The sequence below is a fragment of the Bradyrhizobium sp. 6(2017) genome (assembly GCF_011058295.2).
Lineage (GTDB): Bacteria > Pseudomonadota > Alphaproteobacteria > Rhizobiales > Xanthobacteraceae > Bradyrhizobium > Bradyrhizobium septentrionale.
In genome coordinates, this window is record NZ_CP049289.2 from 2,327,917 (window position 1) to 2,344,674 (window position 16,758).

A 16,758-nucleotide genomic window follows, 5' to 3' on the forward strand; every position below is an offset into this window, starting at 1 on the left:
GGCGACGCGCGGCATTGCTGCACTCGGCGCGCGCCCGGTGCGACGCCGGCAACACCGCGGCGGCTCGGCGCTCGCCGTGGCCGTGTCAGGTACCAAGGAGATGAACAACATGCAGACTGGTTCCACGCTACACGACGACCGAACTGGCCTTTCCGCGCTCGGCGGATTGGGCGCGCAGGCGCGCGGCGCACCCGGGCTGCTGCCGGAGATCTGGATGCAGGACGGCGCAAAGCGGGTCGAACAGGCGCTGGCGCGTCTTCTCTGCGCCGAACACGACGGTGAGACCGAGCTGATGGCGGCGATGCGCTACGCCACCTTGCATGGCGGGAAGCGCACCCGCGCCTTGCTCTGTCTGGCTGCCGGCGCACTGGCCGACACGCCGGCGCACATGCTCGACGACGTCGGCGCCGCCATCGAAATGATGCACGCCTGTACCCTGGTCCACGACGACCTGCCCGCGATGGACGACGACGTGCTTCGCCGCGACCTTCCGACCGTGCACGTCAAGTTTGGCGAAGCCACTGCGATCCTGGTCGGCGATGCGCTGCAGGCGCACGCCTTCCTGACCCTGGCGAGCCTGGATGCGCCGGGCGACAACCGTATCGCGCTCGTGCGCGAACTGGCGCAGGCGGTGTCCGCCGAGGGGGCCGCAGGCGGGCAGGCCATGGATCTGTCGCTGGTCGGAAAGCACGTCGAGCTGGACAGGATCGTGGCGATGCATCGGATGAAGAGCGGCGCGCTAGTGCGCGCGTCCGTTCGCATGGGCGCGCTATGCGCCATCGCGGAGGATGCCGCGCACGCTGCGCTGTACTGTGCGCTCGATCGCTACACCGCCTGTTTCGGCCTGGCGTTGCAGGTGGTCGACGACATTCTCGACGCGACAGCGGATACCGCGACGCTGGGCAAGACCCCCGGCAAGGACGCGGCGGCGCAGAAGCCGACCTGCGCGTCGATCATGGGGCTGCAGGCAGCTCGCCACTTCGCGCTGGATTTGTTGCGCGACGCCGGGGAGGCCATCGCCCCGTTGGGGCCGCGTGCGGAACGGTTGGCGCAGATGCTGCAGCGGGCCAACGCGTATCTGTTCAAGCACGCGCCATGCGCATGAGAGCGCCCGTCCGCATGGAGTCGCCCCTGTGCCGCTGCGATCGGCGGGCGGCAGCAGTGCACGCTGCACTGTGTCCGAGTCCGCGGCGCCGATCGCAGCGGTTGCCCAGCACGGCTGCGGCGCACGTGGCGCGCTGCGCGCAAGCCTATGCGGCGGACCGGCATCGGGGCGCGTCGCCGCGCCGGAGCAGGGCGGCCGTCCGGCGCTGCCCATGCGCCGGGCCTGCGGATACGTGCGCGGCGTCTGCCCGATCCTGGTTCTCGTCAACCGTCTGCAGAAGGAACATCCCGCGTGAACTCGCTGTCCGAACAGATCCTTTCCGAATTGCGCCACCTGCTGAGCGAGATGAGCGACGGCGGCAGCGTCGGTCCGTCCGTCTACGACACGGCGCGAGCTCTGCAGTTCCACGGCAACGCCACTGGTCGGCAGGACGCATACGCGTGGCTTATCGCACAGCAACAGGCCGATGGCGGATGGGGAAGCGCGGACTTCCCGCTGTTCCGCCATGCGCCCACGTGGGCGGCGTTGCTGGCATTGCAGCGTGCCGATCCTTTTCCTGGCGCTGCCGACGCAGTCCAGGCTGCAATCCGGTTCCTCGAGCGCCAGCCCGATCCCTACGCGCATGCGGTGCCGGAAGACGCGCCGATCGGCGCGGAGTTGATCCTGCCGCAGTTGTGCGGCGAGGCCGCATCCTTGCTGGGCGGCGTGGCGTTTCCGCGCCACCCGGCGCTCTTGCCGTTGCGGCAAGCGTGCCTGGTCAAGCTGGGGGCGGTGGCGACGTTCCCGAGCGGCCATCCGTTGCTGCACTCCTGGGAAGCCTGGGGGACGTCGCCGACCACCGCATGCCCGGATGATGACGGCAGCATCGGCATCAGTCCGGCGGCCACCGCCGCGTGGCGTGCGCACGCCGTGACACAGGGGAGCACGCCGCAGGTCGGGCGTGCCGACGCGTATCTGCAGGCGGCATCGCGGGCGACGCGCAGCGGCATCGAAGGTGTCGTTCCCAACGTCTGGCCGATCAATGTGTTCGAGCTATGCTGGTCGCTGTACACCCTGCATCTGGCCGGGCTGTTCGCGCATCCCGCGCTCGCCGAGGCGGTGCGCGTGATCGTCGCGCAGCTCGACGCTCGCCTGGGCGTGCGCGGTCTAGGCCCGGCCTTGCACTTCGCGGCCGATGCGGACGACACCGCCGTTGCGTTGTGCGTCCTGCGCCTTGCAGGCCGCGACCCGGCGGTCGATGCGTTGCGCCATTTCGAAATCGGCGAGCTGTTCGTCACCTTCCCCGGCGAGCGCAATGCCTCGGTGTCGACCAACATCCACGCCCTGCATGCGTTGCGACTGTTGGGAAAGCCCGCCGCCGGCACCAGCGCCTACGTCGAGGCCAATCGCAACCCGCACGGTTTATGGGACAACGAAAAATGGCACGTTTCGTGGCTGTATCCCACCGCGCATGCGGTCGCTGCGCTGGCGCAAGGCAAGCCCCAGTGGCGCGACGAGCGCGCGCTGGCGGCGCTGCTGCAGGCGCAGCGCGACGACGGCGGCTGGGGCGCCGGTCGCGTGGCCACATTCGAGGAAACCGCCTATGCGCTGTTCGCGTTGTACGTGATGGACGGGAGCGAAGAGCCGACAGGGCGCCGGCGCATCGCGCAGGCGGTGGCGCGTGCGCTGGAGTGGATGCTCGCCCGCCATGCGGCGCATGCATTGCCGCAGACGCCGCTGTGGATCGGCAAGGAACTGTATTGCCCCACCCGGGTCGTGCGCGTGGCCGAACTCGCCGGGTTGTGGCTGGCGCTCCGTTGGGGGCGGCGCGTCCTGGCCGAGGGAGCAGGAGCGGCGCCATGATCCAGACCGAACGCGCGCTGCAGCAGGTGCTGGAATGGGGGCGTTCCCTGACCGGGTTCGCCGACGAGCATGCCGTGGAAGCGGTCAGGGGCGGCCAGTACATCCTGCAGCGCATCCACACGAGCCTGCGCGACACCAGCGCCCGCATCGGCCGCGATCCGCAGGACGAAACGCTGATCGTGGCGTTCTATCGCGAACTGGCGCTGCTGTTCTGGCTCGACGATTGCAACGACCTTGGCCTGATCGCGCCGGAGCAGCTCGCCGCGGTGGAGCAGGCGCTGGGGCAGGGCGAGCCGTGCGCGCTCCCCGGATTCGAGGGCTGCGCTGTGCTGCGCGCTTCGCTGGCCGCGCTCGCCTACGATCGTCGCGACTATGCTCAGCTTCTCGACGATACCCGGTGCTACTGCGCGGCGCTGCGCGCCGGACACGCGCAGGCGGCAGGGGTGGAACGCTGGTCCTACGCCGAGTACCTGCACAACGGCATCAATTCGATCGCCTACACGAACGTGTTCTGTTGCCTGTCGTTGCTGTGGGGGCTGGACATGGCGACCTTGCGTGCGCGTCCGGCGTTTCGCCAGGTCCTGCGGCTCATCTCCGCGATAGGGCGCCTGCAGAACGATCTGCATGGACGCGACAAGGACAGGTCGGCCGGCGAGGCCGACAACGCGGTAATCCTGCTGCTGCAGCGCTATCCGGCTATGCCTGTGGTGGAGTTCCTCAACGACGAGCTGGCCGGCCATACGCGCATGCTGCATCGGGTGATGGCGGAGGAACGCTTTCCCGCGCCGTGGGGACCGTTGATCGAGGCCATGGCGGCCATCCGCGCGCAGTACTACCAGACCTCGACCAGCCGCTACCGCAGCGACGCTGCGGGGGGAGGCCAGCGTGCGCCGGCCTGAACGCGCGGGAGGGCGGCGGCGTGCGCGCGCTGCCGTCGGTCCGATCCGACGCAACGCCGTCGCCCGATGCGACGGATGGAGCGAGCATGAGCGACGCCGCCCTGAGCCGGCGCAAGGACGACCATCTGGACATCGTGCTGGATCGGCGAACGGCGCCGGCCACGGTCGCCGCCGGCTGGGAGTACATCCGTTTCGAACCTGCGCATTGCCCGAGTTGGACCTGATGCACATCGACCTGCGCGCTACGCTGCTGATCAGTTCCATGACCGGCGGCATGCCACGCGCCGAGGCCATCAACCGGCATCTGAGCGAGGCAGCGCAAGCCTTGGGGATCGCCATGTGCGTCGGTTCGCAGCGCGTGAGCCTGCAATCCCGCAACTCCCAGGGGCTGACGCGCGCGCTGCGCCGCCTGGCCCCAGACGTCCCCCTTGCTGGCCAATATCGGCGCCGCGCAACTGCGCGAGGCCGACGGCCTGGACCTGGCGCGCCGGGCGGTGGATGCCGACGGACGCATCGTCCATCTCAATCCGCTGCAGGAAGCGGTACAGCCGGAGGGCGACCGCGACTGGCGCGGCGTCCTGGCGCAGATCGCTCGCGCAGCGCGCAGCGTGGGCGTGCCGATCGTGGCCAAGGAAGTGGGGTCGGGCCTCTCCGCCTCGGTGGCCTGTGCGCTCGTCGAGGCGGGCGTGGCGGTGATCGATGTCGCCGGCGCCGGCGGCACCAGTTAGGCCGTGGCGGAGGGCCAGCGCGCCCGCGATGCCGCCGACCGTGCGGTGGCGATGGCGTTCGCCGATTGGGGGATTCCGACCCCGGCCAGCGTGCAGGCGGTACGTCGGGCCAACGGTGAAGCTGATCGCGTCGGGCGGGATCCGCGACGGCGTCGACGTGGCCAAGGCCATCCGCCTGGGCGCGGACATCGCCGGGCAGGCGGCCGGCGTGCTGCGCGCGGCTACGGTATCCACTGAGGCGGTTGTCGCGCATTTCGAGATCGTCATCCGCCAGTTGGCCGTCGCCTGCTTCTGCACCGGCTCGGCTGATCTGGCGGCGTTGCGTCAGGCGCGCTTGTTGCCCTCGGTGCATCTGCCCGCCGGTTGATGCCGGCGTCGCCCGCACGTGGCGGCGGGCGCCTAGTCTTACTGAGTCAGAAAGTCGCGGATGCGGGGGATTCGCGCTGGTCGCGGATTTGTTAGGGTGCTGCTTCGTGATCAGCGAAGCGCCCCGCCATGCCCGACTGGACAGCCGAGAGTGAAGCCGCATTCGACGCCTATGTCGATGCCCGATGACGCGCTGGCGCCAGCGGCTCGGCGAGGAGCAGCTCGTCGCGCTGATCCAGGAAAGTCTGTCGGTTGCACACAAGACTGGCGCCATCGGCGCTAAGGACCTGGAGCGGGTGGTAGTCGATATCACGGTGCAGCCCAAGGCGCCGTTGCGCATCCGACCGACGCGCGGCTGATGCATCGGGCCATCACCAAGCTCGTCGGGCTTGCCAAGCGCAACCGTGTGCTGCTGCAGAGCCATCTGCGCCTGGCGAAGCGCGCCGCCATCATGGTCGGCCGCTATACCCACGCCCATCAGTTCAAGCGCGCCCGGCGCCAACTCAAGTTCCTGCGGACGCGGCTTGGCCGGATCATCCGCGACATCCGCCGCAAGATTGATGGCGATGCGGTGCTGGAAGCTCGCTTTGGCCCGCTGCTCGATCTGGCGCAGCGGGTGCGTACCCAGGATCAGCATCAGCACGGCCCCAAGGTCTATGCGTTACATGCGCCGGAGGTCGAGTGCATCGGCAAGGCGAAAGCCCGCGCGCCTTACGAGTTCGGCTGCAAGGTCAGTATCGGCCCCCGTGACGTCCCCGAAGGGCGGACAGTTCGTGCTCCATGCCAAGGTCCTGCACGGCAATCCCTTCGAAGCCAATTCAGGCGGTCGCCTGCTGACGTCGGCGGCCCCCACCCATCAACAGGGTGCATCGCCATGGCAGGCGCAGCCGATGATGCAGGCGAGCGGGCACGAAGATGCCACGGCGCCGCATGCGGTCGCGACGTACGTCGGAGGCGCCGCTGCGCAGCACAGCGCGCCGCAGGGAGTTGTCAGTCGGCCATTGGTCCTCCCGGGAGGTTACGATCAGGACCTGCGTTTGATGGTGGAAGACGGCCCACCGTGGTCCGGGGTTCCCCCTGAGCAGGCGCAGGAGATAGTCCAAGCTGGAGAGCAGGAACCTGCCAGGTCCACCTCGACCTGGTCGCCGCAGATGCCGCTCAACTTTGATTGGAGTGTGGCCGACCCTGGAAGCAGCGTCAGCGCCCGCTGCCAAGGCTCGCTCAGACTCCTACGGCGGTCTTGAGTCTTTTGTTGATCTGAATGCGGCCACGCCGTCCGAATCACGCGACGATGCTAATTCTGTACGGCCGTTTCCGAGCAGCTCCGCTGATGCTCAGATCGGGGCTTTAGGTCCGACAGCCTCGTCCCACGGCCGCGGGCTGGTGCTCGAGGACACGCCTCACCGATGAGAAGCAGTATTTTGTCTCTGAATCTTCGGTCTATCGGCTGTTGACGGCGAAGCGCGCAGGTCATGCACCATGCTCGCGGCACGTTGTCGTCATCAGTTTCTCGACAGCTTCCCCATTTAACAGGGTTGGTCGCACTGGATCGGCTGCCGATGCTCACGGTGCGTGCCTGTCGAGGGCTGTAAAGGGTGGTTTGTTGCTGATTCCCAGCATGTCAGATCGAAGGCTAGGTTCATATTTTGAAAGGGAGAAGGGATGGATTTCCCCTCGATCAAGTGGGTGCGTGAACAATCGGACAGTACGGGCCCGCAAGAGAGTTCACCTGCGGCGCCGTCCGCAGATGCGGCGACCTTTGAGCGGCAACTGAGCGAGATCGCCAATTCAAATGGAGGTGGTGGAGCGATGCCGGCCGCCTCGGCGCTGCAGCCGGCTCAGTCAGCTGGGGTTTTGATAGGGCGCAGCAAGCAGCCTCTTTATTCCGAGGATGCTCGCCTTATTTCGGGGCTTGAGGAGGTCCTCCGCAATGGCAACGCCGCCAACCACACCGCCTACAACTATGTATATTCTCTTCTCAGCTTTGGCCGCTGGCTCTTCGCAAATAACAAAGATCCGATTGCTGCTCGGCTCGACGACCAGTCGCTGACCGATGATGCGCGCGAGGCCATCGAAAAGGGTCATCACAGGAGACTCCGTCCGGCAATAGACCGTCTCCGGACCTTCCAGTCGACGGGCGGAGTCGTGCCGATCACAGGCCGCGCTGAGCTAAATCCTCACCCCCAGGACGTGGCTCTGATCAAAGAGTACAAAAACGAAGCAGCGACAGGGACCGGCACGATGTATGCAGCTGTTCTTCGCAGTTTCAGTGACTATCTGCGTGAAAACAACAAGAAGGGCATTGCTGCTCGGCTTTCCGGCAAGTTCCTGGATGGAGATGTCGAGAGCTATAGGAAAGACGCCGGGGGTAATCGGAATATCGGTGCCGCACTGGCTGATCTCCGAAAATCGCAGGCCGGCGCTAAAGCGATGGAGCGCGAGCGCCATATTTCCCCCGTTCCTGATCCCGAAGACGCGGCACTGATGGAGCCGATGCCCGTCGGCGGCGCCGCTGCGCAGCACAGCGCGTCGCAGGACGCGAGCAGTTGGCCAAAGGAGTTGCTTCCTGCAGAAGGCCACGATCAGGATTTGCTTTTGGGGCTGATGGACGAACCCGGCCCGTCGTCATCTCTCGAGCCAGCCGCGCGCCATGACCAGTCATCGGATCCCGGAGAGACCATTCGTCCCTTGAACTGGGGCTACGACCGCCAGCAGTTCCCGGACGAGCCGATGGCTGCACTTGCCAGGAGCAACCTCCCGCCAAGCGAGGAGGTCCTCATCAACGATGAGCATGACACAGCTGAGTTGAGGCCAGCGAAGAGGCCGAGGACCCTAGACAATCTGCACGGCCTTGCCGGCGAGCGGCAGCTGAGCGAGATCGCCAATTCAGGTGGAGGTGGTGGAGCAATGCCGGCCGCCTCGGCGCTGCAGCCGGCTCAGTCAACGGGGGTTTTGATAGGGCGGAGCAAGCAGCCTCTTTATTCCGAGGACGCTCGCCTTATTTCGGGGCTTGAGAAGGGCCTCATCAAGGGCAACGGCGCCAAGCGCACCGCCAAGAACAATGTAAATACTCTTCTCAGCTTTGGCCGTTGGCTCTTCGCAAATAACAAAAGGGGCATTGTTGCTCGGCTCGACAACGAGGCGCTGATCGATGATGCGCGCGAGTTCGCCGGAAACGGTAAGCCCGGTCTCCTCCTTAAGGCAATAGACCATCTCCGGACCTTCCATTCGATGGGCGGGGTCGTGCCGATCGCAGGCCGCGCGCAGCTGAAGCCTCACCCCCAGGACGTGGCCCTCATCACAGAGTATAGTAACGAAGGAGCGACCAGCAAGACGTATGCAGTTTCTCTACGCAGTTTCAGTGACTACCTGCGTGAAAACAACAAGAAGGGCATTGCTGGTCGGCTTAACACGTTGGATGAAGATGTTGAGCGCTATAGGAAGGACGCCGGTGGGGATCGGACTATCGGCGCCGCACTGGCTCATCTCCGAAAATCGCAGGCCGGCGCTAAAGCGATGGAGCTCGAGCGCTATATTTTCCCCGTTCCTGATCCCGAAAACGCGGCACTGATGGAGCCGAGGCAGGGCGGCGACGCCGCTGCGCAGCACAGCGCGTCGCAGGACGCGGGCAGTTGGCCAGAGGAGCTGCTTCCTGCGGAAGGCTACGATCAGGATTTGCTTTGGGAGCTGATGGACGAACCCGGCCCGTCGTCATCTCTCGAGCCAGCCGCGCGCCATGACCAGTCATCGGATCCCGGAGAGTCCATTCGTCCCTTGAACTGGGGCTACGACCGCCAGCAGTTCCTGGACGAGCCGATGGGTGCACTTGCCAGGAGCAACCTCCTGCCAAGCGAGGAGGTCCTCATCAACGATGAGCATGACACAGCTGAGTTGCGGCCAGCGAAGAGGCCGAGGACCCTAGACAATCTGCACGGCCTTGCCAGCGAGCGGCAGCTGAGCGAGATCGCCAATTCAGGCGGTCGCCTGCTGACGTCGGCGGCCCCCACCCATCAACAGGGTGCATCGCCATGGCAGGCGCAGCCGATGATGCAGGCGAGCGGGCACGAAGATGCCACGGCGCCGCATGCGGTCGCGACGTACGTCGGAGGCGCCGCTGCGCAGCACAGCGCGCCGCAGGGAGCTGTCAGTCGGCCATTGGTCCTCCCGGAAGGTTACGATCAGGACCTGCGTTTGATGGTGGAAGACGGCCCGCCGTGGTCCGGGGTTCCCCCTGAGCAGGCGCAGGAGATAGTCCAAGCTGGAGAGCAGGAACCTGCCAGGTCCACCTCGACCTGGTCGCCGCAGATGCCGCTCAACTTTGATTGGAGTATGTGGCCGACCCTGGAAGCAGCGCCGGCGCCCGCTGCCAGGGCTCGCTCAGACACCTACGGCGGTCTTGAGTCTTTTGTTGATCTGAATGCGGCCACGCCGTCCGAATTGCGCGACGATGCTCACTTTGCGCCGGCGCCCGCTGCCAGGGCTCGCTCAGACACCTACGGCGGTCTTGAGTCTTTTGTTGATCTGGATGCGGCCACGCCGTCCGAGTTGCGCGACGATGCTCACTTTGCGCCGGCGCCCGCTGCCGGGGCTCGCTCAGACACCTACCGTGGTTTTCCATTGGTTGATCTGACTGCGGCCACGCCGTCCGAATCACGCGACGATGCTAATTCTGTACGGCCGTTTCCAAGCACCTCCGCTAATGCTCAGATCGGGGCTTTAGATCCGACAGCCTCGTCCCACGGCCGCGGGCTGGTGCTCGAGGACACGGAATGGCTGGGCGACGAGCATATCGACAGGGATTACCGGCTCCAGGAGCAGGATTTGCGGAGGAACCATCCGGATCTCGCCGCCCGGACGCGGTTCGTGAATCCCCTCATCGTCCTAAATTATCTGCGCTCTAACGACGATGGCGTCGTGCGAACCGAATTCCAGCGCATCGTCTACGATAATGGTAACGATACAGCCGACTTCCTGTTCCTGCCCGTGATTAATGCCGATCCTCAAGATCCTAATAGCCTCGGCAACCATTGGTCGCTGCTGTTCGTTGATCGCAGAGACCGGGGGCGGCCGGTCGCCTATCACTACGATTCCTACGGGGGACTCAACCACAAGGATGCAGAACATCTCGCAGGTCGGCTGGACCTCCGCCTGGAGCCAGCCGGCATGGCCCAGCAGCGGAACGGGTATGATTGCGGCGTCTTTGTCGTGGACGGGACGCGGGCGCTGGTTAGGCAATTGGAGCAAGGACGGGAACCAGACCTGCTGAACCTCAGCAACGTAGTTGCCAATCGGCAGGCACTGCAGAACCGACTCAGGGGCTGATGTCGCCATGGGCGATAGCTCAGGCTGGAGCGGCTCACGCCGGCCTGGGCCCCCAACGGCGGGATCGCCGAGGTGAAGCGAATCCGCTGGTCACCGCGCGATCCCGAATCTTTACCCGGCCTCGATGGTTCATCGAGCACGACTTCCATGCGCTCGTCCTTTCCATCAATACCCACGCTCAGTAGTTGACTAAGGCACAAGACATTTGTGGTCCAGCAGCATGCTGGTGCTGATCGGCGCGACGCCGGAAGGCAAGAAGGAACTCATCGGCTTCCAGGTCGGCGTGCGCGAGAGTGCGCAGAGCTGGCACGAACTGCTCGTCGAGGCGAAAACCCCTGGGCTGAAGATCGCCCCGGAAATCGCCGTCGGAGACGGCGCGCTCGGCTTCTGGAAGGCGCTCGACGAGGTCTTTCCCGCCACGCGACATCAGCGCTGCTGGGTGCACACAACCGCGAATATCTGAACAAAGTTGCAGTGTCGGTGCAGGCCAGCATGAAGAGGATCTGCACGAGGTCTATTTGGCGCCCAACCGAGCTTCGGCCGAAGTGGCGATCGACGTCTTTGCCGAGAAATACGTCGGGTTCTAACTACGTCGGCGGTGCGAAGACAGGATTCCGTCGTCAATTGCGGTTCAATAGTGAAACGCCGTTCGTTCACGAATCGTAGAGGTTTTCGCCGGCAGTGGCCGTCGGCGTGAGCCGCTCCAGCCTGAGCTATCCGCGCACGGCGACATCAGCCCCTGAGTCGGTTCTGCAGTGCCTGCCGATTGGCAACGAGGTCGCTGAAGTTCAGCAGGTCTGGTTCCCGTCCTTGCTCCAATTGCCTAACCAGCGCCCGCGTCCCGTCCACGACAAAGACGCCGCAATCATACCCGTTCCGCTGCTGGGCCATGCCGGCTGGCTCCAGGCGGAGGTCCAGCCGACCTGCGAGATGTTCTGCATCCTTGTGGTTGAGTCCCCCGTAGGAATCGTAGTGATAGGCGACCGGCCGCCCCCGGTCTCTGCGATCAACGAACAGCAGCGACCAATGGTTGCCGAGGCTATTAGGATCTTGAGGATCGGCATTAATCACGGGCAGGAACAGGAAGTCGGCTGTATCGTTACCATTATCGTAGACGATGCGCTGGAATTCGGTTCGCACGACGCCATCGTCGTTAGAGCGCAGATAATTTAGGACGATGAGGGGATTCACGAACCGCGTCCGGGCGGCGAGATCCGGATGGTACCTCTGCAAATCCTGCTCCTGGAGCCGGTAATCCCTGTCGATATGCTCGTCGCCCAGCCATTCCGTGTCCTCGAGCACCAGCCCGTGGCCGTGGGACGAGGCTGTCGGATCTAAAGCCCTGATCTGAGCATCAGCGGAGGTGCTCGGAAACGGCCGTACAGAATTAGCATCGTCGCGTGATTCGGACGGCGTGGCCGCAGTCAGATCAACCAATGGAAAACCGCCGTAGATGTCTGACGGAGCCCTGCCGGTTGATGGTGAGGCCGGTTCTTGCATCTGCCGCCGCGCCAGCTCCTCGCGCAACCACGCCAAAGCTTCATCATCCGAGAAGGCTGGCGCCGGAGAAAGCCCCAGCGGCGAGCCGGGCTGTCGAGCGCCCTGGTGATGACCCGGTACTGGCCCGGCAAACAGCGCCGGAAAGTCAGGCGCCGAGGCCCAAGCATTGTCACGCAACTCGAATGGTGTGGGCGGATTCGGATTAACCGCTGCCTCAAGACCGGCGTAGGTGTCTGAGCGAACCCCGGCAGAGTGTGCTGCGTCGAAGGTCGGCCACATACTCCAATCAAAGTTGAGCGGCATCTGCGGCGACCAGGTCGAGGTGGACCTGGCAGGTTCCTGCTCTCCAGCTTGGACTATCTCCTGCGCTCGCTTAGGAAAGGTCACCTCGGACGGTGGCCCGACTTCCACCATCCCCCGAAGCAGATCATCATCGTCACCTTCCGCAAGAAGTTTCTTTGGCCAAGTGAAAGCTGGCTCGGGCGCACTGTACTGCGCCGCGGCGTCCGCCTCGCCCCTGGCGCGGACTGTGAGCGGAGCGACTCCGGTCGCCGACCGCGAGTCCCGGAGACGATCTAGTGCCCTAAGGACGCCCCCCTTCGAAATTTTGTCGAACGCCTCGGCATCATCATCAAGCGACTCCTCGTTGATCCGAGCCGCGATTCCGGACTTGTTGTTTGCAAATAGCCACCGGCTGAATCTGCGAAGAGGACGAACATAGCTTGTCTTGACGCTGATGTCCTCATACCCCGCGTCGATGAGTGCGGCCGCGAGCCCCGAAATCAGCGGCTCATCCTCGGGATGAAAAGAGGGTTTACTCGCTCCGGCCCGAAGATGAGCCAGTGCGGCGTTGATGACTTTGTGACCTCCGGCCTCTTCCTTATAGACCTTGGCATCTTCGTCCAATTCGTTCAACGATGCGTGCTTAAGCTGAGCTGCAATGCCCGGCTTGTTGTTTTCACGCAGGTACTGACTAAAACCGGTAAGAATGCTTCCATAGGTCTTAGCCGTACTTGCAGTGCCCTTAGTCGCCGCTTGAACGTTGTACTCTTTGATGAGGGCCGCGTCCTCGGGATAAGGAAGCCGGTCAGCGCGGTTTGCGATCGGCGCGCCTCCGTCTGCCGATTGGGAGGTCATTGCAAGACCTTGTGGATTGTTTAGGGTCCGCTGCCTCTTCGCTGCTCTGAACTTCGCTGTGTCATGCTCATCGTTGATGAGCACCTCCTTGCGTCGTAGGAGGTTGCTCCTGTCAAGTGCAGGCCCTGAAATGAAGGGCGCATCCTCGGAGTGAAAGGGAGGGCGGATGCGTTTACTCGCTCCGGCTCGGAGATGAGCCAGTGCGGCGTTGACGTCTCTGTAACCTCCGGCCTCTTCCTTATAGACCCTGACATCCTTATCCAGCTTATCCTGTGACGTGTCCTCAAGCCGAGCAGCAATGCCCGGCTTGTTGTTTTCACGCAGGTAGTGACTAAAATTGGTAAGAATACTTGCATAACTCGCCGCGGTACTTGAAGTGCCCTTGGTCTCAGCTTTTGCTTTGTACTCCTTGATAAGGGCCGCGTCCTCGGGATAGGGGGTCAGGTCGACGCGGCCGGCGATCGGCACGACTCCGCCCATCAGCTGCGAGGTCATGAGATGACCTACTGCTGTAAGGAGGTTCTTAGTATGATCGCCCCCCTTGAACTCCTCGACATCCTTGGTCAGCGACTCGTCGTAAAGCCGAGTAGCAATCTCTCGCTTGTTGTTTGCAAAGAGCCAGCGACCGAAACTTAGAAGAGTATTTACATTGTTCTTGGCCGTGAGCTCGGCGGCCCCCCCTTTGATGAGCGCGTCCTCAAGCCCCCAAATAAGGGGCGCATCCTGGGAATAAAGAGGGCGCTTGCTGCCACCTACCAAAACGCCAGTCGAATGATCCGGCTGCAGCGCCGACGCGCCTGGCATCGCCCCACCATCGGCCTGCGGCACGCCTAAACTGTCGATCTTGCCCAGCTGCCGCTCACTCGGACCGCTTTGCGGATTGTTTATGGTCCTGCGCTTCTTCGCTATTCTGAACTCCGCTTTGTCATGCTCATCGTTAATGAGCACCTCGTCGCTTCGTGGGAGGTTGCTACTTTCAAATGCACTCATCAGCTCGTCCGGGGACTGCTGGTGGTCGTCGCGCCAGTTCGAGAAACGAAAGGCATCTCCCGGATCCAGGACCTGGTCATCTCGCGCGGTTGACTCGTGAGACACCCGATCGTTATCTTCCGCAGGGAGCACCTCTGGCCAACTTGAAGCTGCCTGCGGCAGATCCTCATCGTTGATTTCCGGAGGCAGCTCCTCTGGCCAACTGAAAGCTTCCCCCGACGCGCTGTGCTGCGCAGCGGCGTCCCCGACGCGCCTTGGCTCCATAAGGACGGCATTTTCAGGATTAGGAACGGGGGGAATATGGCGGAGCTCGATCGCTTTAGCGCCCGCCGGCGATTTTCGGAGATGAGCCAGTGCTGGACCGATCATCCGGTAATCCCCGGAGTCCTTCTTATAGCCCTTGACATCTTCATCCAGCGAATCGTTAGACAACCGAGCAGCAATGCCCGGCTTGTCGTTTTTGCGCAGGTACTCACTGAAACTGCTAAGAGCAGTTGCATATTTGTACGCAGTCGTTGCTCCTTTTTTGTGTTCTTTGATGATTGTAGCTTTGTACTCTTTGATGAGAGCCGCGTCCCGGTGATAAGGATTGAACTCAGTGCGGGCTGCGATCGGCACGGCTCCGTCCGTCGACTGCGAGGCCCGGAGATGACCCAGTGCTGTGAGGACGAACCGCTTCTCACTTTTGTCGAACGCCTTGACTTCTTCATCCAGCGACTCGCGGTCAAGACGAGCAGCAATTCCCTCCTTGTTGTTTTTAAGGAGCCAACGTCCCAGTCTGAGAAGAGAATCTATATTGTACTTGGCGGTGCGTTCCTTGAACCCGCGCTTGATGAGTGCCGGCGTCAGCCCCTCGATAAGGGACGCATCTTCGGAATAAAGAGGCTCCTTACTGTGACCTACGAAAGCCCAAGTTGACTGGCCCGCCTGCAGCGCCGAGGCGCCCGGCATCGCCTTGCCGCCTCTGACCAGCGACGCTGGAGCGTATTGCTGCCCGCTCTCCTGCATGATGGGCTGCGCCTGCGGTGCACCGACTTGCACGGTTGTCTCGAGAGGCGACGTGGGGCCGGCCTCGCCCGTCGTTTCCAAAAGCATGTCCTGCTCGTGACGTTCCGCCGGGGGCTTCTCTGGCCGACTGACAGCTCCCTGCGACGCGGTGTGCCGCGCAGCGGCGTCCTCGACTCCGCCTGCTGATGTCCGGAGATGACCGAGGGCTGTCAGAACGAGCCGGTTTCGACTTTTGTCGAACGCCTTGACATCTTCATCCAGCGACTCGTGGTCAAGACGAGCAGCAATTCCCTCCTTGTTGTTTTTAAGGAGCCAACGCCCGAGTCTGAGAAGAGCCCTAACATTATCGGTGATGGAGCGCTCTTTGAACCCGCGCTTGATGAGGGTGGCCTTTAGCCCTTCGATAAGGGACGCATCCGGGGAATAAAGAGGCTCCCCGATGCGGCCTACGAAAGCCCAAGGTGACTGGCCCCCGCCGTCTCCACTATGCGGCGCTGAGGTGCGTTCGTCCCCGCTCGCCGGCATGATGGGCTGCGCCTCCGTCGGCAATGCACCGACTTGCAAGGTTGGATCGAGAGGCGACGAGGGGCCGGCCTCGTTCGGCGCCCCCAAAAGCAAACCCTGCTCGTGGCCTTCCGCAGGAAGCTCCTCTGGCCAACCGGCAGCTCCCTGCGACGCGCTGTGCTGTGCAGCGGCATCCCTGACGTGTCTCGGCTCCAGCAGGGCCGCTTCTTCGAAATGAGGAACGGCTGGGATATGGCACTCGAATTCTATCGCTCGGGCGCCCACAGGCGACGCTCGGAGATGAGCCAGTGCTGCACCGATGTTCCTGTGACCACCGGCGTCCTTCTTATAGCTCTTGATATCTCCATCCAACGCCCGGTCGAAAAGCCGACCAGCAATGCCCTTCTTGTTGTTTTCACGCAGGTAGTCACTGAAAATTTTAAGAGCAGTTGCGTAGACCCTGGCGGTATCTGTCGCTGCTTCATTTTTGTACTCTTCGATGAGGGCCGCGTCCTGGGGGTGAGGATTCAGCGTAGCGAGGCCTGCGATCGGCACGACTCCGCCCGTCGACTGGGACGTTCGGAGATGATGTATTGCCGTATGGATTCTCTTGTTGGCATCACCCTTTCCTGGGAACTCCCGGACATCATTGGTCAGCGACTCGTCGTCGAGCCTAGCAGCAATGGCCCTCTTTTTGTTTTCAAAGAGCCAGCGTCCGAATCTGAGTAGATGACCTACACTGTCCTTTGCGGTGGTTTCGGCGGCCCCACCCTTGATGATTGCCTTCTCAAGCCCTAAAATGAGGGGCGCATCCTCGGAATAAAGGGGGTGCTTGCTGTGACCTACCAATACCCCAGTCGACTGGCCCGGCTGCAGCGCCGAGGCGCCCGACATCGCCTTGAGGCCTCCACCCTGCGACGCCGGAGCGTATTCGCGCCGGCTTGCACGCATGATGGGCTCCGATGACGATGCACCGAGTGGATGTATGTGAGCCTGCATGAGCACACGGCCCCCTGAATTGTCGATCTCGCTCAGCTCCCGCTCAAACGCCGCCGCGTCTGCCGAGGAGGGCGCCGGTGGGCTCTCTTGCGGGCCGGCGCTGCCCGATTGTTGCTGCAAAGGACTAGTTGAGGTGGAATCCATCCATTCTCACTTTCGAAAATCTAGGCCCATCTGAGCTGAGACTCGGATCTCATGAGCGAGGAAGCCCAAGGCGATCAAGACTGTGGCATGATCTGCCGTCGGACCCAGCAACAGACAACCAACCGCGCCGCCCAAGCAGTCGGACACTCCAATGTTCTTCCCCTGCGATCAGTAGCTGCCTAGAGACACACTGTTTATGTGGGGGAAGCTGTCG

The 16,758-nt window shown here is 63.3% G+C and carries 6 protein-coding genes and 3 pseudogenes; 8 read left to right on the forward strand and 1 reads right to left on the reverse strand.

What is annotated here, in order from left to right:
- The first annotated feature begins 109 nt into the window (after positions 1-109).
- From G6P99_RS11105 to G6P99_RS47540, 8 genes and pseudogenes are all read left to right on the forward strand, one after another.
- Positions 110-1,105, forward strand: a complete 996-nt coding sequence (locus tag G6P99_RS11105) for a polyprenyl synthetase family protein (protein WP_029084610.1) — start codon at positions 110-112, stop codon at positions 1,103-1,105.
- 70 nt (positions 1,106-1,175) lie between these two features.
- Complete coding sequence (locus G6P99_RS11110) at positions 1,176-1,400, forward strand: hypothetical protein (RefSeq protein WP_029084609.1); 225 nt, start codon at positions 1,176-1,178, stop codon at positions 1,398-1,400.
- Positions 1,397-2,947, forward strand: coding sequence for a hypothetical protein (locus G6P99_RS11115; RefSeq protein WP_029084608.1), 1,551 nt, complete (start codon positions 1,397-1,399; stop codon positions 2,945-2,947). Before G6P99_RS11110 ends, G6P99_RS11115 begins: the two co-directional genes overlap by 4 nt.
- The gene (locus tag G6P99_RS11120; protein ID WP_029084607.1) at positions 2,944-3,846 is read left to right on the forward strand and encodes a terpene synthase family protein; all 903 of its coding nucleotides are present in this window, start codon (positions 2,944-2,946) and stop codon (positions 3,844-3,846) included. The genes G6P99_RS11115 and G6P99_RS11120 overlap by 4 nt, the downstream gene beginning before the upstream one ends.
- Before the next feature lie 86 nt (positions 3,847-3,932).
- Positions 3,933-4,941: pseudogene (fni, locus tag G6P99_RS11125) on the forward strand (type 2 isopentenyl-diphosphate Delta-isomerase).
- A 175-nt stretch (positions 4,942-5,116) separates the two neighbouring features.
- Positions 5,117-5,761, forward strand: a pseudogene (locus G6P99_RS11130) (IS5/IS1182 family transposase); the annotation flags it as partial.
- A gap of 841 nt (positions 5,762-6,602) precedes the next feature.
- On the forward strand, positions 6,603-10,262 hold the full coding sequence (locus G6P99_RS11135; RefSeq protein ID WP_165128155.1) for a Ulp1 family isopeptidase: 3,660 nt from the start codon (positions 6,603-6,605) through the stop codon (positions 10,260-10,262).
- A 220-nt stretch (positions 10,263-10,482) separates the two neighbouring features.
- Positions 10,483-10,837: pseudogene (locus tag G6P99_RS47540) on the forward strand (transposase); the annotation flags it as partial.
- Positions 10,838-10,994: 157 nt separating this feature from the next.
- Here G6P99_RS47540 and G6P99_RS11145 read toward each other — a convergent pair.
- Positions 10,995-16,544 carry a Ulp1 family isopeptidase gene (locus G6P99_RS11145; protein ID WP_246709496.1) on the reverse strand — a complete coding sequence of 1,850 codons (5,550 nt, stop codon included), beginning with the start codon at positions 16,542-16,544 and terminating at the stop codon, positions 10,995-10,997.
- Between the last annotated feature and the right edge of the window lie 214 nt (positions 16,545-16,758).

Excerpts from the sequence above, each read along its gene's own strand:
- G6P99_RS11145 (WP_246709496.1), bottom strand. The coding sequence starts at position 16,544 with ATGGATTCCACCTCAACTAGTCCTTTGCAGCAACAATCGGGCAGCGCC.
- G6P99_RS11120 (WP_029084607.1), top strand. The coding sequence starts at position 2,944 with ATGATCCAGACCGAACGCGCGCTGCAGCAGGTGCTGGAATGGGGGCGT.
- G6P99_RS11105 (WP_029084610.1), top strand. The coding sequence starts at position 110 with ATGCAGACTGGTTCCACGCTACACGACGACCGAACTGGCCTTTCCGCG.
- G6P99_RS11135 (WP_165128155.1), top strand. The coding sequence starts at position 6,603 with ATGGATTTCCCCTCGATCAAGTGGGTGCGTGAACAATCGGACAGTACG.